The following is a 23,815-nucleotide window of genomic DNA, read 5'->3' on the forward strand; positions in this document are numbered from 1 at the left end:
CCCGTTATTTCCGATATTGATCACAGGGCATCTGACCTGCGCAAACATGAGGTGTACCGCAGAGTTTTCGGAAGATTAGCCGGACGGCTGGTCAATTTCTGTCGGATGACGGATACTGCCCTGGGCAACTTCATCTCGGCTCATGGGCCGTGGGGGTGCTGCACGAGGCTGGGCTATCGCGCATAACAGCGCGGCGATGGAGTAGGAACAACATGACTGTGGATCTGATTGCAGTCGTGCCGACGAACTCCCTTGGGCGGGGAGGGTTTCGGTATTACGACGCGCAATCCGAGTGTGCGTTCTTTGTCGCCGAACCGAGCGTTCAGCCGGAGCTCTGGCACCGGTACCTGGACGGTGCGCTGGAGGTCTACCAGCGCTTCGGAGTCGAGCCGGCGCTCGAATACGAGTCGGTCGCCGATGGTCGATCGACGTCGCTGTTCTTCGCGGCGCTCGACGCGGGTGGCGAGATGGTCGCAGGCGTGCGGATGCAAGGCCCGTACACCGCGGCGCGGCAGGCGCACGCGCTGGTCGAATGGGCGGGTCATCCCGGAGCGGACGAGCTGCGCGGGATGATTGCCGATCGGATACCGGAGGGTGTGATCGAAGCCAAGGGTGCGTGGGTCTCCCGTGCCGCGCCCCACCGCGCCGAGTTGAGCGCGGCCATCTCGCGCACGGTGCTGCACGCGGCCCGCCTGCTCGGCGCGCGTTACGGTTTCGCCACGGTGGCGTCGTTCACCGTGGGCCGACATCGGTCGTGCGGCGCGGTGCCCGCCGAGGGGATCCCGGCGGTTCCGTATCCCGACGAGCGCTACCGGACCGTGCCGCTGTGGTGGGATACCCGGTCCTACTCGGCATTTGCCGAGGAATTGCAGCGGTCCCTGGTCCGGGTCGAGCAGAAGGCGCTCGGCATACCGGCTGCCCGACCACCCGATGGCCTGTGTGGGCGCGTCCGGGGAACGGGGGATCGGCGCCGACATGGGTGGTGACCCGAGCCGAGTGGCGTCGCACCGGCCACTGATCCTGGACGGTGCCGACCCGGGCGACGCTCGAACGCTCGCCACGCTGCGCGACGATCCGCGCATCGAATTCACCGACCTGCGCGGGTCGCTACGCGCCGAGGTCGGCACAATGGTTGCCGCCCCGGATATCTCGGAGGGCCCCGAGGCGGATCGGTGGATCTACTATCCGTGGCGCGCCGCCGTGATCGGATTGCCGGGCCCGCGGACATTACGAATGATCCGGCTGGATCGCAATCGAAACAAACTCACCAGAGCCGAACAGGATCGTCTGGCCGAAAGCACGATCGGGATCATCGGGCAAAGCGCCGGACACGCGATCGCGCATCTGCTCGCACTCGAAGGCATTTGTGGCGGGCTGCGTTTGGCCGATCTGGACGAAATCGAGTTGTCCAATCTCAACCGCGTTCCAGGAACGCTGTTCGATATCGGCGTCAACAAAGCGGTTGTGACGGCGCGGCGTATTGCCGAACTGGATCCCTATCTGCCGGTGGATATCTTCGCCGCCGGAGTCGACGAGAATTCGGTGGACGCTTTCCTGGACGGCCTGTCCGTCGTCGTCGAGGAATGTGATTCGCTCGATATGAAGCTCGTGGTCCGGGAGGCGGCGGCCAGGCACGGCATTCCATTGCTGATGGAGACCAGCGACCGTGGTTTGCTGGATGTCGAGCGTTTCGATCTCGAACCCCAGCGTCCGGCATTCCACGGGCTGCTCGGCGACATTCGCGCCGCGGATCTGCGCGGGTTGACGCCGAGGGAGAAGGCGCCGTTCGTGGTGAAGCTGCTCGGCGCCGCCGGGCTGTCGCCGCGGCTGGGCGCGAGCATGGTCGAAGTCGGGGAGACGGTGACCAGCTGGCCACAGCTGGGCGGCGACGTCACCCTCGGGGCCGCGAGTGTGGTGGCCGCCGTGCGGCGCATCGGCCTGGGCATGAAGCTGGATTCCGGCCGCGTCCGGGTGGACGTGGAACGGCATCTCGACGAGCTGGCCGACCCGCCGCCGGCCGACGAACCGAGCTGGGCCGAGGTCGCGCCGGAATCTGTCACCGGACCTGTCGACAGCGTGCTGGCCTGCGCGCAGCGGGCGCCGTCGGGGGGAAACATGCAGCCGTGGACGCTGCGCGCCGGGCCCGGCGACATCCACATCGAGCTGGCTCCGGAGTACAGCTCGGCGATGGATGTCGGCTATCGCGGCAGCGCCGTCGCGCTCGGCGCCGCCTTGTACAACGCGCGGGTGGCCGCGGCCGCGCACGGCATCCTCGGCCCATACGAGTTCAGCGAGGGCGCCGCGGGGTCCGGCGAGCTCGTCGCGCGGCTGCGGCTGGGCGGTGAACGGAATCCGGCGCTCGCCGCCGACTATCCGGCCGTGCTGGGCCGCGCGACCAATCGCCGGGTCGGTACCGGCGCCCCGCTGGCCGACGGGGTGCTGAGTTCCCTTGCGGCGGTCGCCGAATCGGCCGGTGCGCATCTGCGCGCGGTGGTGGACCGGCTGGGAATCGAAGAAGCTGCCCGTTTGCTGGGCGATTCCGATCGAATCCGCTATCTCACGCCCCGGTTATACGAGGAAATGCTCGCCGAAGTTCGGTGGCCGGACGACGATCCGGACACCGGGATCGATGCGCGCAGCCTCGAACTCACCGATGACGAGTGGGCGGCGTTCGAGATCGTCACGCGCGCCGATGTCATGGCACAGTTGCGATCCTGGTCCGGAGGTGCGGCTCTGGGGAAATACACCGCCGACCGCGTGCGATCCAGCTCCGCCATTGTGGCCGTGACATTCGACGGCGCCGACCCCGGTTTGAGCGACTACGCCGAGGCGGGGGCGGCGGTCGCACAGGTTTGGGTGCAGGCCGAGCGCCTCGGATTGTGTGTGCAACCGATTTCGCCGGTATACCTGTACGCCCGACGCCCGGGCGAACTTACCGCGATTTCCCCCGACTTCGCGGATACACTAGCGTCACTTCAAGGTCGTTTCCTGAACCTGCTGGAAGTGCCCGAGCATGAGACCATGGCGTTGGTGCTTCGCCTGAGCTACGCCTCCGCCGCCACCGTACGCAGCCGGCGGCGTCCGGTGCTCGGCGTGGACGCCAGTAGTTAGCGCGATCGGAGACAATGTGCCACGGCGGACACTCGACTCATTGGTGACTCAGGTCGCCTCCGAGCTCATGGGTGTGGACGCCACGACCATGGTCGCCGCCACCGAGCGTGTGCTCGCTCAATTGGTCGAGTACTTCGACGTGGACTTCAGCTATGTGCGACACACCGACCGCGAACGTCGAGCAACCGTGCTCATCGCGGAGTGGCCGCACCGGCAGAACGTACCGGACCCCGACCCGCTCGGCGTGATCTATTTCGAGAGCGCCGACCCCGTATTCCGTGCGCTGGAAAACGCGACCGAGCCCTTGGTCGCGCGTCCGACCCCGCAGTTCGCCGATTACCAGGAGACCGTCCGCCGGGCCTCCGGCATCGCGGGCGTCACCTCGGCCGCCGTGCCGCTGGTGTCCAGGGGCGAGCCGACCGGCGCGCTCGGGTTCGTCAAAGCGGGTGATCGAGAATGGAGCAATCGCGAGCTCAACGTGCTGAAGGCCATCGCGGCGCTCTTCGCGCAATTGCAGGCGCGGGTCGTCGCGGAGGAACGACTCCGATATATCGCGCTGCACGACGATTTGACCGGCCTGGCGAATCGACGCGCGCTGCTCGAGCACATGGAAGAGCGACTACGCGTGGGCAGTCCCGGTCCGGTGGCCGCGTTTTTCCTCGACCTGGATCGCTTGAAGGCACTCAACGATTTCCTCGGTCACACCGCCGGGGACAACTTCATTCGCACGCTGTCGACGCGGTTGCGGGAGAACCTGGACCCGAACGACATGATCGCCCGGCTCGGCGGCGACGAATTCGTCATCGTTCCCGCCAAACCCATGGACGCGGTGGCCGCGGAGTACGAGGCCAACCGCATCCAGCAGTTGATCGCCCGGCGCGTCACCGTCGGCGGCGAGTCCGTCAGCCGGGGCGCCAGCGTCGGAGTCGCGCTCGGCATTCCCGGGGAAACCACCGTCGCGGACGTGCTGCGCCGCGCCGATCACGCGCTGCTGTCGGCGAAGTCGGGCGGTGGCAACGGTGTCGCGGTGTTCACCGACGCCATGCGCGCCCAATTCGAGCTCCAGGACGATGTGGAGCTCAATTTGCGCGGCGCGGTGTCGGACGGTTCGCTGCTGCTGCATTATCAGCCCGAAGTCGATCTGCGCACCGGCCGCATCGTCGCGCTGGAGGCGCTGGTGCGCTGGTTGCATCCGACCAGGGGGTTATTGCCGCCCGCCGCGTTCGTCACCGTTGCCGAGGCCACCAATCTGGCGGGTGAGCTCGGGCGCTGGGTGATCCGGTCGGCCTGTGCGCAATTCGCGGAGTGGCGCCGCCGTGGCATGGCGGGAAATGTCGTGATGCGGATCAACGTGTCGCCGGTGCAATTGGTCAGCCTCGATTTCGTCGAGCGCATCGAAGACATCCTGCGCCTTTTCGGCATCGACGGAAGCTCGGTGTGTCTGGAGATCACCGAGCACGTCGTGGTCCAAGATCTGGCCAGGACCCAGGTCACCTTGCGTGGACTGAAGCGGATGGGCGTGCAGATCGCCATCGACGACTTCGGCACCGGGTACAGCTCGCTGTCGCATCTCAAGGCGCTGCCGGTGGACGCGGTGAAGATCGACCGCGGCTTCGTCCAGCGCCTCGGTGCCAGCACCGACGACCTGGCCATCGTGAAATCCATCATCGGCCTGGCCGGTTCCTTCGGGTTGGGTGTCGTCGGCGAGGGCGTCGAGACGGCGGTGGCCGCGCGCACCCTCGTCGGCCTCGGGTGCTATCGCGCCCAGGGGTTTCTGATCGCGCGGCCCATGCCGGCCGAACAGGTCGAATCCCATCTCGAGGCCGGTCGGATTCCGCTCGACCTCGATCTGCCGCGAGCCGGTCGGGGGCTGCCCGCGCACTGATCCGACCGCACGCCGTGGTCGTATTCCCGGGTCGAATCGGCTGGTTTCCCTGTTCTTTCACAGCTGTTCACGTGTCGTTCGGCGCAGGTAACGCGATCCGCTGCACGATCGGCGACGTGCGCATAGTTCAGCTGGCGAACTTCTACGGCCCGCGTTCGGGTGGGCTGCGCACCGCGCTGCACCACTTGGGCGAGGGGTATGCCGCCGCCGGGCATGAGGTGGTCCTGATCGTGCCAGGTCCGCGGCGGTCGGAAGAGATCCTGCCCACCGGGGTCGTGCGGATCACGCTGCCCGCCTTGGCCATTCCGTGGACCGGCGGCTACCGGGCGGCGGACCCACGCCGGGTGGCCGACGTGCTGGCCGGGTTGCGGCCCGACGTGCTGGAGGTGTCCGATCGGCTGACGTTGCGCGGATTCGGTCGCTGGGCGCGGCGGCGCGACGTGACCGGCGTGATGATCTCGCACGAGCGCCTCGACCGGCTGCTCGGCCAAGTGCTGCCCGGTCCGGTCGCGCGGCGCTGCGCCGACGTGGCCAACCGGCATACCGCCAGCGAGTACGACATCGTCGTGTGCACGACGCGATTCGCCCGCGAGGAATTCCTGCGGATCGGCGCTTCCAACGTGGAGTTGGTCCCGCTGGGAGTGGATCTGGAGTTGTTCAGCCCGCGGCGGCGCGACCGCAGGCTGCGTGCCGATCTCGGGGTGCCGGGACATCCGCTGCTGGTGCACTGCGGCCGGTTGTCGGTGGAGAAGCGGGTGGATCGCAGCATCGAGGCGGTCGGCGCGCTGCGCGAAGCGGGCATCGAGGCCCGGTTGGTGGTTGCGGGAGACGGTCCGCGGCGAGATGCCTTGCAGCGGCGGGCACGGGCGCTGCCCGCGCTGCCGGGTGGGGTGCCCGCCGTGCATTTCACCGGGTTCATCTCCGACCGCGCGATGGTCGCGAAACTGCTTGCCACCGCGGATGTCTCGCTGGCGCCCGGTCCGCACGAGACGTTCGGGCTGGCCGCGCTGGAGGCGCTCGCGGCGGGCACGCCGGTGGTGGCGAGCCGGTCCTCGGCGCTGGCCGACATCGTGACCGCCGACTGTGGCGCGGTCGCCGCCGACCATCCGTCCGCGTTCGCGCAGGCGGTCACCGACGTGCTGGCGATGCCGCAGGCCGGGCGGCGCAGGGCCGCGCGCAGCCGCGCCGAGCAGTTCACCTGGCCGCGGGCGGTCGCGGGCATGCTCGCGGTGCTCGGCCGCTAGCCGTCACGGTGTGCACGGCCGCGCGCGGTTCAGCAGGCCGCCGGTTTCGACGGGCAGTTGAGGTGCACGTCGAGGACGCGCGCGCCCGGCCCTTCGGTGCCGAGCCGGTCGTGCTCGTTGACCAGACGGCAGCTGCCCAGCGACAGGCAGCCGCAGCCGATGCAGCCGGTGAGGTTGTCGCGTAGGCGAACCAGTTGGGTGATCCGGTCGTCGAGATCGGCACGCCAGGCGGTCGACAGGGTCTCCCAGTCGCGCCGGGTGGGGGTGCGGCCTTCGGGCAGCTGATCGAGGGCGGCCCGGATCTCGCTCAGCGGTATGCCGACGCGCTGCGATATGCGAATGAAGGCAACCCGGCGCAGCGTCTCGCGAGCGTATCTCCGTTGGTTCCCGCTGGTGCGTCTGCTGGTGATGAGACCTTCGCGTTCGTAGAAGTGCAACGCGGAGACCGCGACTCCACTACGCTCGGAGAGCTGGCCGGGGGTCAGCTCTTTCGCTCGCCAATCGGCTGTCGACATGCACACTCCTCCAATCACCCTCAACAATACTTCAGGTTAGGGTGAGCGGAGGCGGATTCAGCAGCATGGGCGATCGGCACAATTGCGTGCTCTCCGGGCGGTGGCGAACTACGGTCTGATCATGGGAGCAGATGCTGTGTCCGCGCGGCGCGAGGGTCCGGACCCGCAGGGACCCGCGCAGGACGATGCGCGCCTCGCGGTGACCTCCGAAGTCGGTTCGTTGCGTACGGTGCTCCTGCACCGGCCCGGCAACGAGCTGCGCAGGCTGACGCCGCGCAACAACGATCAACTGCTGTTCGACGGCATTCCCTGGGTGGAGCGCGCGCAGCAGGAGCACGACATCTTCGCCGACGTCCTGCGCGAACGCGGCACCGAGGTGGTCTTGCTGTCGGACCTGCTCGCCGAGACGCTCGCGGTCAGCGGCGCCGCCCGCATCCAGGGCATCTCGGCCGCGGTCGATGCCCGCAGGCTCGGGCACACGCTGGCCGACGAGCTGGCCGCCTTCCTGCGCGGAGTCCCGGCCAGGGACTTGGCCGAGATCCTGATGGCGGGCATGACGTTCGACGAATTGCCGTTCGGACCGGACGCCACCTCCCTGGTCCGCCGCATGCACCACGGCGCGGACTTCGTCATCGATCCGCTGCCCAATCTGCTGTTCACCAGGGATTCCTCGTTCTGGGTCGGTCCGCGCGTCGCGATCACCTCGCTCGCACTGCCGGCCCGGCATCGCGAGACCTCGCTGACCGATCTCATCTACGCCTTCCACCCCCGCTTCCTCGGGGTCCGGCGTGCCTACGAATCGCACACCGCTCCGATCGAGGGCGGTGACGTGTTGTTGCTGTCCGACGGAGTCGTCGCGGTGGGCGTCGGGGAGCGCACCTCGCCCGCGGGGGCGGAAGCGTTGGCCCGCAGCCTGTTCGACGACGACCTCGCGCACACCGTGCTGGTGGTGCCGATCGCGCAGACCCGCGCGACCATGCACCTGGACACGGTGTGCACCATGGTCGATGCCGACGCCGTCGTGATGTACCCGGCGGTGCGGGACTCGCTGTGCGCGTTCACGATTCACAAGGAGGACGACTACGGCGGACGGCAGGGGAGCGGCCGGGTCGCCATGCGCGGTCCCGAACCGTTCCTGCCCGCGGCCGCCGACGCGATGGGCATCGGCAAGCTGCGGGTGATCGACACCGGGCTGGACGGCGTCACCGCCGAACGCGAGCAATGGGACGACGGCAACAACACCCTCGCCCTCGCCCCCGGCGTGGTGGTGGCCTACGAGCGCAACGAGATGACGAACGCCAGACTGGAGGACGCGGGCATCGAGGTGCTGCGCATCCCCGGTTCGGAATTGGGTTCCGGCCGCGGTGGCCCCCGCTGCCTGTCCTGTCCGCTGTCCCGAGACGACGTGTGAGCACGCCATGTTCACCATCACGGTGTCACACGAGTCGGCCGTGCCGCCCTACGAGCAGCTGCGCCTCGGCATCATCGCCCAGGTGCGGTCCGGCGAGCTGACCGCCGGAACCAAGATCCCGACCGTCCGCGCGCTGGCCGCCCAGCTCGGTCTCGCCCCGAACACGGTGGCTCGCGCCTACCGCGAGCTGGAGGCCGACGGAGTGGTCGAGACCCGGGGCAGACAGGGGTCGTTCATCGCGTCGTCGGGAGACCCGACGCGGGACGTGGCGGGGCGGGCCGCCACCGCATACGTCGCGACGGTGCGCAGATTGGGGTTGGACGACGCCGCCGCTCTGCGCTACGTGCGGGCTGCATTGGAAGCCTGACGAGCGGCGGCAGCGTTCCGTGGCCGCGCGATCCGGATCTTGCTGGACATCGACGCGGCTCCCCAGCGGCTTGCTCGAGGGACCGGCACCGACCTGGGCCGCAGCTGCTGCCGCACGCAACCACATGGGCCGACCCCCGTTTTCGAGCGAAGCGAGACCGAGCATTGCCCGTTCGCGGCCCGGCTCGCGTCCGAGCGGCCGCCGCGTCCGCGACGCAGTCGCCAGCGGCGGTCGCCTACCCACAGCTACCGGGCGGGAGCGACCATCAAAGTGCTGCGGTTTTCGCGCTGCGTGACCACGTGGCCCAACTCCGGTTTTCGAGCGAAGCGAGACCGAGCATTGCCCGTTCGCGGCCCGGCTCGCGTCCGAGCGGCCGCCGCGTCCGCGACGAAGTCGCCAGCGGCGGTGCGGTCGCTCGGACGCGAGCCACAAAGGGGCCGCGAACACGCAGCGCCGCAGGCGCTGCAAATCAGACAGAGCTAGCGCCAGCTGGGCAGCCAGAGGTGGTCGTGCCAGTTGCTCGGTGTGATCGGCAGGGCGGTGAGAATGGGCCAGAGCCAGATGAAGTTGGCGATCACCAGCCCGAGATACAGGCACACCATGAGCAGGCCGAGGCTGCGCCGTTCGCTGGGCGGCGCGGACAGGTAGGTTCCGGCGGGGCTGCGCGGTATCGGGCTCGGGCGCGCCGGGCCCAGGATGTCGCCGAGCACCAGCGCCACGCCCATCACCAGGAACGGAGCCATCGGGACGGCGTAGAAGTAGTACATCTGCCGGTCGAGCGTCGCGAACCAGGGCAGCAGCGCGGCGCCGTAGGCGACCAGCACCGCGCCGTAGCGCCAGTCGCGGCGGACCACGGCGCGCCACAGCATCCACACCAGCACCGGAACCGCGATCCACCAGAGGGCGGGCGTCCCGATCAGCATCACGGCCTTCACGCACTGGGTCTGGCCACAGCCGGTGACGCCGCTGTCGGCGTAGTAGTACAGCATCGGGCGCAGGCCCATCGGCCAGGTCCAGGGCTTGGACTCCCAGGGGTGATGGTTGCCCGCCGAGTTGGTCAGCTCGGTGTGGAATTCCAGCGATCTGGCGTTGAAATACCACAGCGAACGCAGGGCGCCCGGCACCACATGCGACCAGAATCCGCCGGTGCCGATCGAGTCCGTCGGTGCCGATGGATTGCCCGGCATATACCGATACACCCCGGTCTCGCTGGCGAACCAGGCCCAGTAGCCGGCCAGATAGACCCCGAGCGGCACGAGCACCAGCGCGTACAGCGCTGGGCCGATATCGCGCACCGCGACACCGAGCCAGGGGCGGCGGACCCGGTAGGCCCGCCGCGCCGAGAGATCGAAGTAGACGCTCATCAGCCCGAAGGCGGCGATGAAATAGATGCCGGACCACTTGGTTCCGCAGGCCAGCCCGAGCAGCACGCCCGCACCGAAGCGCCACCAGCGCACGCCGAGGCGCGGTCCCCAGTCCGTCAGGCCGATCCGGCCCTCGGCGTCCGCCCTGGCGATCCGGGTGCGGACCTCGTCGCGGTCGACGATGAGACAGCCGAATGCGGCGGTCACGAACAGCGCCATGAAGATGTCCAGCATGCCGATGCGCGACGAGACGAAGGTGACCCCGTCGGCGATCAGCAGAATGCCCGCGATCGCGCCGATCAGGGTGGAGCGCGCCATCCGGCGCACGATCCGGATCACCAGCAGCACCAGCACTGTTCCGGCGACCGCGGCGGTGAAGCGCCAGCCCCAGCCGTTGTAGCCGAACATCGCCTCGCCGATCGCGATGAGCTGCTTGCCGACCGGCGGGTGCACAACCAGCCCGTAGCCGGGATTGTCCTCCACCCAGCCGCCGGTGAGCATCTGCCAGGCCTGCGGGGCGTAGTGCTTCTCGTCGAACACAGGGGTGCCCGCGTCGGTCGGATAGTTGAGCATCGTGAACCGCGTCACCGCCGCGATCGCGGTGAGGAACGCCGTCACCAGCCACCCCCGCAACCGGTCGGTCGGCCCGAAGTCGGGCATGGGCCGCAGCGGCGCCGGACTCGACCAGGAGGGCACGGTCCCGAACCGTGCCGTCGCACGCTGGTCGGTCACCTGAGTCACGCCCCGATCGTATGCTGTGCCGCCTCTCCGGGTCTTTAGGCCGTACTAGTTGGGTGGCTCGGGATTTGCGTTCAGGTCCTGCGTTCGGGATCGCTCGGGTTTTGGGCGTACCCGGTGAGTTACCCATGTACTTGCGAGATCAGGTGTTGCGGGGCGAGGTCACGGTTGCGTGTTCCGGGTTCGATGAGGCAGAACTTGGGTTCGTCGGGTGGGGTGAGTGAGATTCGTCTCGGACGCGGCGCGTGGAACTGCGTCGCGGTCGCACGCTGGTCTGCCACTCGGGTCACACCCGATCGCATCTACCTACCCAACGGGCCCCGCAGCAGACCATGAGGCGTGCCCGGAATCCTCGCCGACACCGAAATACGCAACCAACTGATCTCGTGAGAACATGGGTAACTCACCGGGGACGCCCAGAACTCGAGCGGCACTCAAGGTAGGACCTGAACGCAACTGTCGAGCCACCCAACTGGTACGGCCTGAATACCCGGAGAGGCGGGGGAGTGGGAGTGGTGAAGACCGGCGGGCTGGTGCTCGCGGCGACACCGATGGGTGATGTCGGGGATGCCTCGCAGCGCCTGCGCGAGGCGCTGGCCACGGCCGATGTCGTCGCCGCCGAAGACACCCGCCGCACCAGGTCGCTGGCCAAGGCGCTCGGCGTGGAGATCACCGGCCGGGTGGTCAGCTTCTACGACCACGTGGAGACGGCGCGGATCCCGATGCTGCTCGACGAGATCGCCGCGGGTCGCACGGTGCTGCTGGTGACCGACGCCGGCATGCCGTCGGTCAGTGACCCCGGCTATCGGATGGTCGCGGCCTGCGTCGAGCGCGACCTTCCGGTGACGTGTCTGCCCGGCCCCTCGGCGGTGACCACGGCGCTGGCCTTGTCGGCCCTGCCGGTGGAACGGTTCTGCTTCGACGGATTCGCGCCACGCAAATCCGGCCAGCGCCGGGAATGGTTGCGCACTTTGGGTGCCGAGCCACGCGCCTGTGTCTTCTTCGAGGCTCCGCACCGCCTCGCCGACTGCCTGGCCGACGCGGTCGAGATCCTCGGACCGGATCGTCGTGTTGCCGTCTGCCGGGAGCTGACCAAGACCTACGAGGAAGTGGTCCGCGGCACCCTCGCCGAACTCGCGGCCTGGGCGGTCGAGGGAGTGCGCGGGGAGATCACCGTGGTCCTGGCGGGTGCTGCGCCGGCTTCCGCCGATCCCACCGACCTGGTCGACGCGGTCGAATCCCTCACCGCCACCGGCATCCGCCTCAAGGACGCCTGCGCCGAAGTCGCCGCCGTGCACGCCGTCTCCCGTCGCGAGCTCTACGACGCGGTCCTCACCGCCCGCCGCGGGTAAACAATGGCGTGGCGCGTCTCATGTGTGCTCGAGGGCATGCGGCGGGCAAGATCATCGGTATGACTTCTCTGGAGAAAAAGGCCACGACGTTTCTCGGATTGCATGTGCCGGGGGATCCAGGAGTGTTCCCGACGGTATGGGATGCCTGGTCCGCGAAAGTCGCTGTAGAAGCTGGTTTTTCGGCATTGACGGTCGGCAGTCATCCGCTGGCCGATTCGATCGGGCGGGGCGACGGGGAAGGGATGACCTTCGACGAGTCGATGACCCGGGTACGGCAGATCACGGCGGCGGTGGATGTGCCGGTGTCGGTCGACATCGAATCCGGGTACGGGCTGGAGCCGGCGCGGCTGATCGAGGGGCTGCTCGAGGTGGGCGCGATCGGACTCAATATCGAGGACACCGTGCACAGCGAGGGCAAGCGGCTGCGCACCGCGCAGGAGCATGCCGACCTGGTCCACCGGCTGCGCGAGTCCGCCGACGCAGCGGGCGTGCCCGTGGTGATCAACGCGCGCACCGACCTGTTCCTGCGCAAAGACGGCGACGACGCCGACCGCGTCGACCGTGCCATCGAACGCATGAAGCTGTCCGCCGAGGCCGGCGCCGACGTGCTGTTCCCGGTGGGCCGCCACGCCGAGGCCGACATGCGCCGCCTGACCGGCGAACTGCCGCTGCCGATCAGCGCCACCGTGCTCCCGGATCAGGCCGACAAGGCGGCCCTCGCCGATCAGGGCGTCGCCCGCATCACCTTCGGCCCGTTCCTCCAGGCCGCTTTGACCACGGAGACCAACCGCCTACTCGATCGCTGGAAGTGAGCGCGTCAGGCCGATACGGAATACGCAACCAACTGATTTCGTCTCACCACGCAACGACTGATTTCGAGAGCACATGGGTAACTCACCGGGTACGCCCAAAACCCGAGCGACACCCAAAGTAGGACCTGAACGCAAATCTCGAGCAACCCAACCAGTACGGCCTAAGGCCCGGAGAGGCGGGGGAGCCTAAATACCCGGAGAGGCGGGGTAGCGCAAGCCCAGTGTGGTCATGACGAACTGGACGAACAGCGGCGCCAGTTCCGGTACGCGCGCGGGTCCGTCCGCGATGATGACGCGGCGCGTGCGCTCGCCGATCGCATCCGGGATCAGGGCGATCAACTCGTCCGAGACCTCCGGCAGCGTCGGATCCGCCGCGCGCGCCTCGTCGTAGAACAGCCGATACAGCTGGGCGAACCGGTCGACGGCCAGGTCACGGTAGCCGACGGCGGCCTGGTTCACTTTGAAGGACTCCACCAGCACCAGTCGCGCGAAATCCGGCTCGGTGGCTACGGTCTGGCAGAACGTGACGACGATCGACTCGATCTTCGCGTACGCGTCGGCGTCCGGCGGCAGTTGCGCGAGTTCTTCGGCGATCCGGGTCGCCACGATGTCGACCCCCGTGTGCACGGCCTCGACGAAGCACTCCTCTTTGTTGGTGAAGTGCTCGTAGAAGGTGGTGCGCGAAACCCGGGCTCGGGCAACGAGATCGGTGAGTGTGGTGGCGGGGTAGCCCTTGCTGTCCACGCACTCCACCATGGCTTCGACCAGCCTGCCGCGCTGCGACGTGAGCACGGCTTCGCGCGCGGCGCGATGGCGCTCGGCGAAACCGGACCGCTGAACGGATGTCGTCGCCTGCTGCTGGCGCATGGGTGCCCTCTCTGTGCCGGAACCGATCCGAACGGAACGTCGACGTACCGATCGCGCACGGCCCGGGGGCGCTGCGCGGCCGCGAACCGGTGTTTCATTATCCGACAACGCATTCCACTGCGGGAAGGCAGGTGGTTCGGTGCCCGGCTCAGCCCCGGGGGATCAGTGCGAAAATTATTGCGCGCCTTGATGTTCCGGCACGCAATACGTCCGCGTCAATCCTTCGGTTCGACGTACTTGGGGAAAACAGCTTCCGGCGCGGGCAGTGTCACACCCGGCTCGATCGGGGTAGTGATGTCGGCGAAGGCGCGGTCGCGCTGACCCAATTGATCGAGGATGCGCCCCGCCGAACCCGGCATCACCGGCTGCACCAGGATCGCGACGATCCGCAGTACCTCCAGCGTCACGTACAGCACGGTGGCCTCACGCGCGAGGTCCTCCGGAGTCCCGGATTTCGCCAGCGCCCACGGCGCCTGGGCGGAGAAGTACTTGTTGGTCTCGCCGAGCGTCAGCCAGATCGCCTCCAGCGCGAGATGCATCTGCTGCGCGTCGAATTCGGTGCGGCAGCGCTCCAGCAGGCCGCCCGCGAGGTCGAGCAGGGCGCGATCGTCGGCGGTGAACTCGCCGGGCGTCGGCACCACGCCGCCGCAGTCGCGCGCGACCAGCTTGGTGCTGCGCTGCACCAGGTTGCCGAACTCGTTGGCCAGGTCGCTGTTGATCCGGCCGACGATCGCCTCGTGGCTGTAGCTGCCGTCCTGACCGTAGGAGATCTCGCGCAGCAGGAAGAAACGCACCGCGTCCACGCCGTAGTTCTCGACCAACTCCAGCGGGTCGACCACATTGCCGACCGACTTGGACATCTTCTCGCCCTTGTTGTACAGGAACCCGTGCACGAACACGCGTTCGGGCAGCTCCACACCGGCCGACATCAGGAACGCGGGCCAGTACACGGTGTGGAACCGGGTGATGTCCTTGCCGATGATGTGCACGTCGGCGGGCCAGAACTTCCGGAACGCGGCGGATTCGGTGTCCGGGAAGCCGACGCCGGTGATGTAGTTGGTCAGCGCGTCCACCCACACGTACATGACGTGGTCCGGGTGGCCGGGCACCGGCACACCCCAGTCGAAGGTGGTGCGCGAGATGGACAGATCCTTCAGCCCCGCCTTGACGTAGCTGACGATCTCGTTGCGTCGCGTTGCCGGCGCGATGAATTCGGGATGCTCGTCGTAGAGCGCGAGCAGCTTGTCCTGGTAGGCCGACAGCCGGAAGAAGTAGTTCGACTCCTCGGTCCAGGTCACCGGCGTCTTGGACTCGGTGGAGACGCGGGTGCCGTCCTCCAGCACCGTGGTCTCCTCGTCGGTGTAGAAGGCCTCGTCGCGCACCGAGTACCAGCCCGAGTAGTTGCCCAGGTAGATGTCCCCGTTGGCGAGCATCCGCTCCCAGATCGCCGCGCTGGCCACCTGGTGGTCCGCGTCGGTGGTGCGGATGAACCGGTCGAAGGAGATCTCGAGCGTCTTGTCCAGCGCCTCGAACACATCGGAGTTGCGCGCGGCCAGCTCCTGCACCGGGATGCCCTCGGCGGTCGCGGCCTGCTGCATCTTCTGGCCGTGCTCGTCGGTGCCGGTCATGAAGAACACGTCGTACCCGTCGAGCCGCTTGAAGCGGGCGATGGCGTCCGCCGAGATGTACTCGTACGCATGCCCGATGTGCGGCGCACCGTTCGGATAGGCGATGGCCGTGGTGATGTAGAAGGCGGGGCGGTCAGCTTCGCTCATGGTGCTGTCTACTGTAATGCTCGTGCATTCCTTCGCTCGCGTGAATATCCCCGGCGTCGATCCGCGGGTCGACGCGCCCGCGCTGCGCGACCACCGCGCACTCACCGACCACCGCGCACCCACCGGGGGTGGCCGCCGATGAGCGCCGCACGTCCCGCGCCGGAGCTGCCGGAGCCGCTCGCGCCGATCGTGGACGCGCACACCCATCTGGACGCCTGCGGCGCGACCGACGCGGCCTCCACCGCGGCGATCGTGGACCGGGCCGCTTCGGTCGGCGTCGGTCAGGTGGTGACCGTGGCCGACGACCTGGCCGCGGCGCGGTGGGCGGTGCGGGCCGCGCACTGGGACGATCGCGTGTTCGCGGCCGTCGCGCTGCATCCGACCAGGGCGAACGCGCTCGACGACGAGGCGAAGGGCGAGCTGGAGCGCCTTGCCGCCGACCCGCGCGTGGTCGCCGTCGGCGAGACCGGCCTCGATTACTACTGGCCGGGCAAGCTGGACGGCTGCGCCGATATCGAGACGCAGATCGAGGGTTTCCGCTGGCATATCGACCTGGCCAAACGGGTCCGCAAGCCGCTGATGATCCACAACCGCGAGGCCGACCACGACCTGCTGACGGTGCTGCTGGACGAGGGCGCGCCGGACACCGTGATCTTCCACTGCTTCTCCTCGGACCCGAACATGGCGCTGTCCTGCGTGGCCGAGGGCTACATCCTGAGTTTCTCCGGGTCGGTGAGTTTCAAGAACGCGCACGAACTGCGCGAGGCGGCTCGAGTCGTGCCCGACGATCAGATCCTGGTCGAGACGGACGCGCCGTATCTGACCCCGCATCCGTTCCGTGGCGCGCCCAACGAGCCGTACTGCCTGCCCTACACGGTGCGAGCGCTGGCCGCGTTGCGCGACCAGGATCCCGCGGAATTGGCGAAGATCACCACCGCCAACGCGCGTCGCCTCTACCGCATCTGAGTACCCGGCGGCTGGGCACTGACCAGAGCCGCCCATACCAAATGTGTTCTATGTCACGTTTGGTATCTCGTTTCGTGATTTACCTGCGCAGTCGATATCTGATCGTGATATTGAAAAGGCCCTGTTCCTGAGCTTGCGGTTGTCGGGTCTCGGTGCCCTCGTTATCGTGCTGTGACCATGTCACCCTTTACGCGGATCAACCAGTCGCGGTCCCCGCTGCTGTACCTCGCGGTCGGGGCGCTGCTGCTGACGCTGATCGTCGGCGCGGGCCTGGCGATCGTGAACCGCAAGACGGTGACCGTCGTCGTGGACGGCGAGAAGCTGTTGCAGACCACCATGTCGCCCGACGTGCGCGGCGTCTTGAAGGCCGCTGGCTTCGCCGTGACCGACCGGGACAAGGTCGCTCCCGCGTTGGCCGCGCACATCGGCAACGGCGCGACGATCACGCTCAATCGGGCTCGTGAGGTCGACCTCTCGGTCGACGGCTTGACGCAGAAGGTGTGGACCACCGGTGTGACCGCCGGGGAGGCGCTCGAGCAGCTGAAGATCCCGAAAGAGGTGTACGTCTCGCCCGCGCGCGAGGAGAAGCTGCCGTTGCAGGGCGGGTCACTGCTCATCGCGACCCCGCGCACGGTCTCGCTGCTCGACGGCATCGGCAACCCGGTGGACGTTCGCCTGGCCGCCCCCACGGTCGGTGAGTTCCTGAAGGTCGCGGGCATCCCGCTGATCGAGCAGGACTCCGTCGAACCCGCCGCGTCCACCCCGCTGACGAACGGCCTGCGAATCACGGTGACGCGCAAGCGGGTCGAGCGGCACACCGAGACGGTGCCGCTGGATCCGCCGGAGAACGTCATCGAAGACCCGACCTTGAACATGAGCCGCACCGTCGTGGAATCACCCGGCAAGCCCGGTATCCAGGACGTCACGTTCGCGGTCACCATGGTCAACGGCCAGGAAGTCGACCGCACGCCGATCGGCTCGACGGTGACCGTCGCCGCACAGCCGAAGACCGTCCGCAAGGGCGCCAAGCCGGGCACCGAGGTGCCGCCGGTGCGCGACGGCGCGATCTGGGACGCGCTGGCCCGCTGCGAGTCGACCGGCAACTGGTCGATCAACACCGGCAACGGCTACTACGGCGGCGTGCAGTTCGACCAGGGCACCTGGGAGCGGCAGGGCGGTCTGCGGTACGCGCCGCGCGCCGACCTGGCGACCAGGGAAGAGCAGATCGCCATCGCCGAGATCACCCGGCAACGTCAGGGCTGGGGGGCATGGCCCGCCTGCACCAGCAGGCTGGGGCTCGGTTGATAGATTCTCGAGGTGTCCGAACCTGAGATTGCCGCTCGCGGAAGTGCCGCGCTGCTCGGTCCCGCCGAGGTGCGCGTGCTGGCCGAACGGTTCGGGATCCGGCCGACCAAGCAACTCGGGCAGAACTTCGTGCACGACGCGAACACGGTGCGGCGAATCGTCGCCGCCGCGGGAGTGGGGCGCGCCGACGTGGTGCTGGAAGTCGGGCCGGGTCTGGGTTCGCTGACCCTCGCGCTGCTGGATGTGGTGGATTCGGTGGTCGCCGTCGAGATCGATCCCGTGCTCGCGCGGCATCTTCCGGTGACTGTCGCGGATCGGGCGCCGGAACTGGCGGCACGGTTGTCGGTGGTCGAGGCGGACGCGCTGCGCGTCACCGCCGCGGATCTCCCCGCCGTGCCGACCGCTCTGGTGGCCAACCTGCCGTACAACGTCGCGGTGCCCGTGCTGCTGCATCTGCTGGCCGAATTACCGAGCATCGCGGTGGCTTTGGTGATGGTGCAGGCCGAGGTGGCCGATCGGCTCGCCGCCGAGCCCGGTGGCCGCATCTATGGCGTGCCGAGTGTGAAAGCGGGCTTCTTCGGCACGGTCCGGCGCGCGGGCGCGGTCGGCACCCAGGTGTTCTGGCCGGTGCCGCGGGTCGAGTCGGGCCTGGTCCGGATCGAACGCTTCGCCGAGCCACCGTGGCCGATGGATGACGGGCATCGCCGCAGGGTCTTCGAAGTCATCGACGCCGCCTTCGCGCAGCGCCGCAAGACCCTCCGCGCCGCACTCGCCGGTTGGGCGGGCTCGCCCGCCGAAGCCGAACGCCGCCTGCTCGCCGCCGGCATTTCGCCTACCGCCCGCGGGGAGACCCTCGACACCGCGGCTTTTGTTCGTCTGGCGGCCCAGGCGTAGCGCTCCAGCAACAGCGGTGGCTCCTCGCGGGTGTGCGAGGAGCCACGCGGAAGAGGAGATCAGACGGCGACTTCGTAGCCCGCCTCGTCCACGGCGGCGGCGATATCGGCCCCGGCGATCGGCGCGGTGCTGTCGACCCGGACCGCGCCGCTGGCGAGATCGACGTCGACGCTGGTCACACCGTCGATCTTGCCGATCTCGGTCTTGACGGAGTTGACGCAGTGCCCGCAGGTCATCCCGGTGACGGTGTAGGTGGTAGTGGGCATGTCCGACTCCTTTGCTTCCTGATGCTCATACAACCAGGGGGTACCCCGGCGGCTGTAAACATACCCCCTACGGGTATATGGCGCAATGGTCACCGCTCTGCCGACATCGTCCCATGGCCGGGTTCGATTCTCGCGCCGCGGTTTCCGTGCTGCGCTGTACTGCTGGCTCGGGATTGTCACATGGAGCGGTCGGTCGCTCGAGGAGCCGCCCGGCCGCCGCGTATCGGTGGGTGACCGAGCGCCGTGACTACACGCCCTCGGCGAGTTCCAGCCAGCGTTCCTCGGCGGTTTCCTTTTCGGCGATGACCTGCTTGAGTTCCGCGCCCAAGGTGACCAGCTTGTCCGGGTCGGTGGCGGCGTCGGCCAGTGCGGTGTGCAGCCGCTGTTCGCGGTCGGACAGTTTGTCGATGGCGCGTTCCAGGCGGGTCAGCTCTTTACGGGCGGCGCGGTAGGCCGCGGAATCGGTGGCGGGCGCGTCGGCGGGCTTGGCCTCCGGTGCCGTCACACGGGTTCGCCCCGCGGTGAGCGCGGCGCGCTTGGTCAGGTACTCCTCGATGCCGCCGGGCAGGTTGGTGAGCTTGCCGTCGCCGAACAGCGCCCAGGTGGAGTCGCAGACGCGCTCGATGAGGTAGCGGTCGTGACTGATCACCACCAGCGTGCCCGCCCAGTTGTCGAGCAGGTCCTCCAGCTGTTGCAGCGTGTCGATGTCCAGGTCGTTGGTCGGCTCGTCGAGCAGCAGGACGTTCGGCTCGGACATCAGGATGCGCGTCAGCTGCAGGCGGCGGCGCTCGCCGCCGGACAGGTCGCCGACCGGCGTGCGCTGGCGGGCGGGGGTGAAGCCGAGCCGCTCGGCCAGCTGGCCCGCGGAGACCTCCTTGTCCCCGAGCATGATTCGCTGCGCGACCTGCTGCACCGCCTCCAGCACGCGCAGATCGGTCGGCAGGTCGTCGAGTTCCTGGCGCAGCCAGCCGATCTGCACGGTCTGGCCCTGGATGCGCTTGCCCGCGGCCAGCGCCGAACCATTCGGCCCGGTGTCTCCGGCCAGCGCGCGCAGCAGCGTCGTCTTACCCGAACCGTTGACGCCCACCAGGCCGACGCGTTCGCCCGGCGCCAGCCGCCAGGTCAGATCGCGCACCAGTTCCCTGCCGTCCGGGGTGGCGAGCGTGGCGTCCTCGAGTTCGACGACGACGCGCCCGAGGCGCTTTCGCGCGAACGCCGCCAGTGAGACGCTGTCGCGCGGCGGCGGCACATCCGAGATCAAGGCTTCCGCGGCCTCGACCCGGTAGCGCGGTTTGGAGGTGCGGGCCTGCGGGCCGCGCCGCAGCCAGGCCAGCTCCTTGCGGGCCAGGTTGCGCCGCCGCGCCTCGGAGGCGTCCGCCTGGCGGGCGCGCTCGGCGCGGGCGAAGATCCAGTCGCCGTAACCGCCTTCGTAGCTTTCCACCTTGCCGCCGACCACTTCCCAGGTGTTGGTGGCGACGGTGTCGAGGAACCAGCGGTCGTGGGTCACCACGACCAGCGCGCTGCGGCGGCTCAGCAGGTGTTCGGCCAGCCACTGCACGCCCTCCACGTCGAGGTGGTTGGTCGGCTCGTCCAGTACCAGCAGGTCGAGCTCGCGCACCAGCGCGGCGGCGAGCGCGACCCGGCGCCGCTCGCCCCCGGAGAGATTGTCGACCAGGGTGTCCATGCCGAGACCGGCGATGCCGATGCCCTCCATCACCGAGCGGATGCGTGGGTCGGCCGCCCATTCGTGTTCGGCGACCTGATCGGTCATCGCGTCGTCGGCGAGACCGGCCAGGACCACCGAGCCCACCGTGGCGCCCTCGGGCAGTGTGCCGCGCTGGGTGACCACCGCCAATCGCAAGCCGCCGAGCCTGCTGACCCGGCCGCTGTCCGGCTCCTCGATGCCGGTGAGTACCTCGAGCAGGGTGGTCTTGCCGCCTCCGTTGAGGCCGACGACCCCGATCCGTTCGCCCGCGTGCACGCCGAGCGACACGTTGTCCAGCAACGGCTTGATCCCGAAGCTCTTGTGGACCTGTTCGAGATTGATCAGGTTGGACATGGATCCTTCCGTGTCTTTCGGCGACGCGCCGATGATTGCCCCGAGCCAGCGTACCGACCGGCGTGGACAGGGTGCTGCCCCGGCGAGCGCGGGCGCTTGCGGAACGAACAACGTTCGTTTAGATTCGTCCTCGACGAACAACGTTCGTTCCACGGAACCGATCCGGCGCTCCCCAGAAGTAACGCCGCAGAATGGGAGCCCCACCTCGTCGTTTCGAGGTGTTCGGTGGGCGGCACTGTTCCCATTCCGCTTTGCTCCCTCTGGAGGATCCCCATGCATGTCGGCCTCGGCCTGCCCATCTCCGATCCCGCCGCTCTGCTCGACTGGGCCCGACGCGCCGACGCGGGCCCTTTTCGCACGCTCGGCTTGCTCGACCGGTTGGTGTACGACAACCCCGAACCGCTGATCGCGCTTGCGACGATCGCCGGGGCGACCCCCAGGCTGAAGGTCCAGACCGAAGTGCTGGTCGCGCCGCTGCGTGACCCGGTGCTGCTCGCCAAACAGGTCGCGACGCTGGACCGGATGACCGGCGGACGCCTGATACTCGGCCTGGGCGTCGGCGGACGCGCCGACGATCACCATGCCTCCGGCACCGACCTGCGCACCCGCGGCCGCCGCCTCGACGAGCAACTCGCACTCATGCGCCGACTGTGGTCCGGTGCGCCCTACAGCGACGAGTGCGGTCCGGTCGGACCCGCGCCGCTGCGGCCGGAAGGCCCCGAAATCCTGTTCGGCGGTTTCCAACCCGCGGCGCTCGAGCGGGTCGGCCGTTGGGGCGGAGGGTTTCTCGCCGCCGCGCCACCGTCGTGGGCGGGTGGCCTGTTCGACACCGTGCGCCGTTCCTGGAAGGACCACGGCAGGTCCGGCGCGCCCCGCATCGTCGCCCAGGTGAACGCGGCGCTCGGCCCGCAGGAGGTCATCGATGACGCCCGCGCCGCGATGGGCGCCTACTACCAGTTCACCGGACGTGCCGAGTCCATGGTCTCCGGAATGCTCACCACTCCGGACGAAATCCGCACGGCCATGGCTCAATTCGAGGATCTCGGCGCCGACGAGGTGATGCTCTACTGCTACGGACGCGATGCCGACCAGGTCGATCGGCTGGCCGACGTCGTCTCCTGACCCAATGGGGCGTGCGAAGTCAGTGTTTCCCGGATGCGTCGGCGGTCAGAATGCGCGCCCCCGGCACCGGGCCGCTGGCCGTCCGAACACTGCGGCACACGCCCGCGCCCGCGAGTTCGGCCGCCACCGATATCGCGGATTCCTCGCTTTCGCACAAGAACGCGCAGGTGGGGCCGGAGCCGGACACCAGCCCGGCCAGCGCGCCCGCGGTCACGCCCGCGCGCAGGGTGCGGCGTAGCTCCGGCTTCAGTGACAGCGCCGCCGCCTGCAAATCGTTGCCGAGCAGGGGGGCGAGCTGGTGTGGATCACCGAAGGCCAGTGCCTGCATCAGCCGTTGCGGCTCGCCGAGCCGAGGGGGTTCGCCGTGCTCACGCAGCCGGTCGAGCTCGGCGAAAACGGCCGGAGTGGGCAGGCCGCCCTTCGCGAAGGCGAGCACCCAGTGAAACGTGTTGCGGGACAGCACCGGGAGCAGGCGTTCTCCGCGGCCGGTGCCCAGCGCGGTCCCGCCGTGCAGCGCGAACGGGACGTCGCTGCCGAGTTCGGCGGCCACCGCGGTGAGCTCGTCCCGGGACAAGCCCAGATCCCACAGCTCGTTCAGGCCGACCAGCGCCGCGGCGGCGTCCGCGCTGCCGCCCGCCATCCCGCCCGCCACCGGAATGCCTTTGCTGATTGCGATTTCCACCAGGGGTGCGCGGCCGCCGAGGTGCGCGAGCCGGACCGCCGCCTTCCACACCAGGTTCGTCCGGTCGGTCGGCACCTCCGCGGCGCCCTCGCCGGTGACTCGTACGGCGAGCGATGCCGCCGGCGCGATCTGCAGATCGTCACTCAGCGACAGCGCCTGGAACACCGTGGTCAGATCGTGATAGCCATCGGCGCGCAGGTCGCCGACTCCGAGATGGAGGTTCACCTTCGATGGCGCGCGCACGGTGACGGGACTCGGCACTACGGACAACACGGTGCTCAAGCCTAATGGGCCCAGCCGGAGGAAGGCGTTCCGAAGGTTTACAGCAGCGCGCCGCCGGTGGCGTCGATCCACTGGCCGGTGACCCACCGCGCGTCGTCGGAGGCGAGGAAACCGACGACGTCGGCGACGTCGGCGGACTGCCCCACCCGATGGAACGGTGACATCGCCGCCACCATCGCCGCGACTTCCGGATCGCGCAGCCAGCTCGCGTTCATATCGGTGTCGATCACTCCGGGGGCGACCGCGTTCACCGTGATGCCGCGTGCACCGACCTCCTTGGCCAGCACGCTGGTGAAGCTATCGATCGCGGCTTTGGTCATGGTGTAGGCGATCAGCTGCGGCATGTGCGCGCCGTGGGTGAGGCCGGTGGAGATGTTGACGATCCGGCCGCCCGCGCGCAACCGGTCCAGGCCGAGGCGGGTGATGAAGAACGGCGCCTTGGCGTTGACCGCGAAGACCCGGTCGAACGCCGCCTCGTCGGTTCCGGCGATCGGCTCACGGATGCCGTCGATGCCCGCGTTGTTCACCAGGATGTCCAGCCCGTCGGCGTGTGCGTCGAAAGCGGCCCACAGGGTCGCGGCGTCGCCGGGCACACCCAGTTCGGCGCGGATCGCGAACGCTTCGCCGCCCGCGGCCTCGATCGCGGCGACGGTCGCTTTGGCCGCCTGCTCGTTGCCGTTGTAGTGGACCGCGACCCGTGCGCCGTCGCGCCCGAGTCGTTCGGCTATGGCCCGTCCGATTCCCCGGCTGGCTCCGGTGACCAATGCCGTCTTGCCCGTCAGTGTGCCCATGCCGGGC

The 23,815-nt window shown here is 68.7% G+C and carries 20 protein-coding genes; 12 read left to right on the plus strand and 8 right to left on the minus strand.

The window, feature by feature from the left end; all coding sequences use genetic code 11:
- Positions 1 to 212: 212 nt before the first annotated feature.
- The 4 genes from ACWPXK_RS07015 (at position 213) to ACWPXK_RS07030 (ending at position 6,240) form a co-directional block, all read left to right on the plus strand.
- Positions 213 to 986 carry a hypothetical protein gene (locus ACWPXK_RS07015; protein WP_454195147.1) on the plus strand — a complete coding sequence of 258 codons (774 nt, stop codon included), beginning with the start codon at positions 213 to 215 and terminating at the stop codon, positions 984 to 986.
- Positions 976 to 3,111, plus strand: a complete 2,136-nt coding sequence (locus ACWPXK_RS07020; RefSeq protein WP_454195148.1) for an Rv1355c family protein — start codon at positions 976 to 978, stop codon at positions 3,109 to 3,111. The genes ACWPXK_RS07015 and ACWPXK_RS07020 overlap by 11 nt, the downstream gene beginning before the upstream one ends.
- Before the next feature lie 43 nt (positions 3,112 to 3,154).
- Complete coding sequence (locus ACWPXK_RS07025; protein ID WP_454195473.1) at positions 3,155 to 4,996, plus strand: putative bifunctional diguanylate cyclase/phosphodiesterase; 1,842 nt, start codon at positions 3,155 to 3,157, stop codon at positions 4,994 to 4,996.
- 116 nt (positions 4,997 to 5,112) lie between these two features.
- A complete protein-coding gene (locus tag ACWPXK_RS07030; RefSeq protein ID WP_454195149.1) occupies positions 5,113 to 6,240 on the plus strand; it encodes a glycosyltransferase in 1,128 nt (375 codons plus the stop codon).
- A gap of 29 nt (positions 6,241 to 6,269) precedes the next feature.
- On the opposite strand, the gene soxR is transcribed toward ACWPXK_RS07030, so the two are convergent.
- Complete coding sequence (soxR, locus tag ACWPXK_RS07035; protein ID WP_454195150.1) at positions 6,270 to 6,755, minus strand: redox-sensitive transcriptional activator SoxR; 486 nt, start codon at positions 6,753 to 6,755, stop codon at positions 6,270 to 6,272.
- A gap of 121 nt (positions 6,756 to 6,876) precedes the next feature.
- Between soxR and arcA the strand changes: the two genes are divergently transcribed.
- Positions 6,877 to 8,166 (plus strand): arginine deiminase, encoded by a 1,290-nt coding sequence (gene arcA, locus ACWPXK_RS07040; protein ID WP_454195151.1) that lies wholly within the window; start codon positions 6,877 to 6,879, stop codon positions 8,164 to 8,166.
- Positions 8,167 to 8,173: 7 nt separating this feature from the next.
- On the plus strand, positions 8,174 to 8,533 hold the full coding sequence (locus ACWPXK_RS07045; RefSeq protein ID WP_454195152.1) for a GntR family transcriptional regulator: 360 nt from the start codon (positions 8,174 to 8,176) through the stop codon (positions 8,531 to 8,533).
- A gap of 479 nt (positions 8,534 to 9,012) precedes the next feature.
- On the opposite strand, the gene ACWPXK_RS07050 is transcribed toward ACWPXK_RS07045, so the two are convergent.
- Positions 9,013 to 10,638, minus strand: coding sequence for a dolichyl-phosphate-mannose--protein mannosyltransferase (locus ACWPXK_RS07050; protein WP_454195153.1), 1,626 nt, complete (start codon positions 10,636 to 10,638; stop codon positions 9,013 to 9,015).
- 503 nt (positions 10,639 to 11,141) lie between these two features.
- Here ACWPXK_RS07050 and rsmI point away from each other — a divergent pair.
- Together rsmI and ACWPXK_RS07060 are read left to right on the plus strand one after the other, a co-directional pair.
- A complete protein-coding gene (rsmI, locus tag ACWPXK_RS07055) occupies positions 11,142 to 11,987 on the plus strand; it encodes a 16S rRNA (cytidine(1402)-2'-O)-methyltransferase (protein ID WP_454195154.1) in 846 nt (281 codons plus the stop codon).
- Between the two features lie 59 nt (positions 11,988 to 12,046).
- Entirely contained in the window at positions 12,047 to 12,799 is a 753-nt protein-coding gene (locus tag ACWPXK_RS07060) for an isocitrate lyase/PEP mutase family protein (protein ID WP_454195155.1), read from the plus strand.
- A 186-nt stretch (positions 12,800 to 12,985) separates the two neighbouring features.
- Here ACWPXK_RS07060 and ACWPXK_RS07065 read toward each other — a convergent pair whose 3' ends face one another.
- Together ACWPXK_RS07065 and metG are read right to left on the minus strand one after the other, a co-directional pair.
- Positions 12,986 to 13,666 (minus strand): TetR/AcrR family transcriptional regulator, encoded by a 681-nt coding sequence (locus ACWPXK_RS07065; protein ID WP_454195156.1) that lies wholly within the window; start codon positions 13,664 to 13,666, stop codon positions 12,986 to 12,988.
- 215 nt (positions 13,667 to 13,881) lie between these two features.
- Positions 13,882 to 15,441 (minus strand): methionine--tRNA ligase, encoded by a 1,560-nt coding sequence (metG, locus tag ACWPXK_RS07070; RefSeq protein ID WP_454195157.1) that lies wholly within the window; start codon positions 15,439 to 15,441, stop codon positions 13,882 to 13,884.
- 138 nt (positions 15,442 to 15,579) lie between these two features.
- On the opposite strand from metG, the gene ACWPXK_RS07075 reads away from it, so the two are divergent.
- The 3 genes from ACWPXK_RS07075 to rsmA all read left to right on the plus strand — a co-directional run bounded on the left by ACWPXK_RS07075 (position 15,580) and on the right by rsmA (position 18,606).
- Positions 15,580 to 16,407, plus strand: coding sequence for a TatD family hydrolase (locus ACWPXK_RS07075; RefSeq protein ID WP_454195158.1), 828 nt, complete (start codon positions 15,580 to 15,582; stop codon positions 16,405 to 16,407).
- A 177-nt stretch (positions 16,408 to 16,584) separates the two neighbouring features.
- Positions 16,585 to 17,712, plus strand: a complete 1,128-nt coding sequence (locus ACWPXK_RS07080) for a transglycosylase family protein (RefSeq protein ID WP_454195159.1) — start codon at positions 16,585 to 16,587, stop codon at positions 17,710 to 17,712.
- Between the two features lie 12 nt (positions 17,713 to 17,724).
- Positions 17,725 to 18,606 (plus strand): 16S rRNA (adenine(1518)-N(6)/adenine(1519)-N(6))-dimethyltransferase RsmA, encoded by an 882-nt coding sequence (gene rsmA, locus ACWPXK_RS07085; protein WP_454195160.1) that lies wholly within the window; start codon positions 17,725 to 17,727, stop codon positions 18,604 to 18,606.
- A gap of 59 nt (positions 18,607 to 18,665) precedes the next feature.
- Here the strand turns inward: rsmA and ACWPXK_RS07090 are convergent, their stop codons facing one another.
- Both ACWPXK_RS07090 and ACWPXK_RS07095 read right to left on the minus strand, forming a co-directional pair.
- Entirely contained in the window at positions 18,666 to 18,872 is a 207-nt protein-coding gene (locus tag ACWPXK_RS07090; protein WP_454195161.1) for a heavy-metal-associated domain-containing protein, read from the minus strand.
- 247 nt (positions 18,873 to 19,119) lie between these two features.
- The gene (locus ACWPXK_RS07095; protein WP_454195162.1) at positions 19,120 to 20,931 is read right to left on the minus strand and encodes an ABC-F family ATP-binding cassette domain-containing protein; all 1,812 of its coding nucleotides are present in this window, start codon (positions 20,929 to 20,931) and stop codon (positions 19,120 to 19,122) included.
- Positions 20,932 to 21,204: 273 nt separating this feature from the next.
- Between ACWPXK_RS07095 and ACWPXK_RS07100 the strand changes: the two genes are divergently transcribed.
- On the plus strand, positions 21,205 to 22,053 hold the full coding sequence (locus ACWPXK_RS07100) for an LLM class flavin-dependent oxidoreductase (RefSeq protein WP_454195163.1): 849 nt from the start codon (positions 21,205 to 21,207) through the stop codon (positions 22,051 to 22,053).
- Positions 22,054 to 22,072: 19 nt separating this feature from the next.
- Here ACWPXK_RS07100 and ACWPXK_RS07105 read toward each other — a convergent pair whose 3' ends face one another.
- Both ACWPXK_RS07105 and ACWPXK_RS07110 read right to left on the minus strand, forming a co-directional pair.
- Positions 22,073 to 23,008, minus strand: a complete 936-nt coding sequence (locus ACWPXK_RS07105; protein WP_454195164.1) for a 4-(cytidine 5'-diphospho)-2-C-methyl-D-erythritol kinase — start codon at positions 23,006 to 23,008, stop codon at positions 22,073 to 22,075.
- Between the two features lie 47 nt (positions 23,009 to 23,055).
- Positions 23,056 to 23,808: an SDR family oxidoreductase gene (locus tag ACWPXK_RS07110; protein ID WP_454195165.1), complete on the minus strand. Its 753-nt coding sequence runs from the start codon at positions 23,806 to 23,808 to the stop codon at positions 23,056 to 23,058.
- Positions 23,809 to 23,815 lie beyond the last annotated feature (7 nt).

It is taken from the genome of Nocardia sp. Marseille-Q1738, from assembly GCF_965283145.1.

What these genes read in the sequence shown, in the direction of transcription:
- ACWPXK_RS07020 (WP_454195148.1), top strand. Translation starts at nt 976, where the DNA reads ATGGGTGGTGACCCGAGCCGAGTGGCGTCGCACCGGCCACTGATCCTG.
- ACWPXK_RS07110 (WP_454195165.1), bottom strand. Translation starts at nt 23,808, where the DNA reads ATGGGCACACTGACGGGCAAGACGGCATTGGTCACCGGAGCCAGCCGG.
- ACWPXK_RS07095 (WP_454195162.1), bottom strand. Translation starts at nt 20,931, where the DNA reads ATGTCCAACCTGATCAATCTCGAACAGGTCCACAAGAGCTTCGGGATC.
- ACWPXK_RS07090 (WP_454195161.1), bottom strand. Translation starts at nt 18,872, where the DNA reads ATGCCCACTACCACCTACACCGTCACCGGGATGACCTGCGGGCACTGC.
- arcA (WP_454195151.1), top strand. Translation starts at nt 6,877, where the DNA reads ATGGGAGCAGATGCTGTGTCCGCGCGGCGCGAGGGTCCGGACCCGCAG.
- soxR (WP_454195150.1), bottom strand. Translation starts at nt 6,755, where the DNA reads ATGTCGACAGCCGATTGGCGAGCGAAAGAGCTGACCCCCGGCCAGCTC.
- ACWPXK_RS07100 (WP_454195163.1), top strand. Translation starts at nt 21,205, where the DNA reads ATGCATGTCGGCCTCGGCCTGCCCATCTCCGATCCCGCCGCTCTGCTC.
- ACWPXK_RS07015 (WP_454195147.1), top strand. Translation starts at nt 213, where the DNA reads ATGACTGTGGATCTGATTGCAGTCGTGCCGACGAACTCCCTTGGGCGG.
- ACWPXK_RS07065 (WP_454195156.1), bottom strand. Translation starts at nt 13,666, where the DNA reads ATGCGCCAGCAGCAGGCGACGACATCCGTTCAGCGGTCCGGTTTCGCC.
- metG (WP_454195157.1), bottom strand. Translation starts at nt 15,441, where the DNA reads ATGAGCGAAGCTGACCGCCCCGCCTTCTACATCACCACGGCCATCGCC.
- ACWPXK_RS07045 (WP_454195152.1), top strand. Translation starts at nt 8,174, where the DNA reads ATGTTCACCATCACGGTGTCACACGAGTCGGCCGTGCCGCCCTACGAG.
- ACWPXK_RS07075 (WP_454195158.1), top strand. Translation starts at nt 15,580, where the DNA reads ATGAGCGCCGCACGTCCCGCGCCGGAGCTGCCGGAGCCGCTCGCGCCG.
- ACWPXK_RS07080 (WP_454195159.1), top strand. Translation starts at nt 16,585, where the DNA reads ATGTCACCCTTTACGCGGATCAACCAGTCGCGGTCCCCGCTGCTGTAC.
- ACWPXK_RS07060 (WP_454195155.1), top strand. Translation starts at nt 12,047, where the DNA reads ATGACTTCTCTGGAGAAAAAGGCCACGACGTTTCTCGGATTGCATGTG.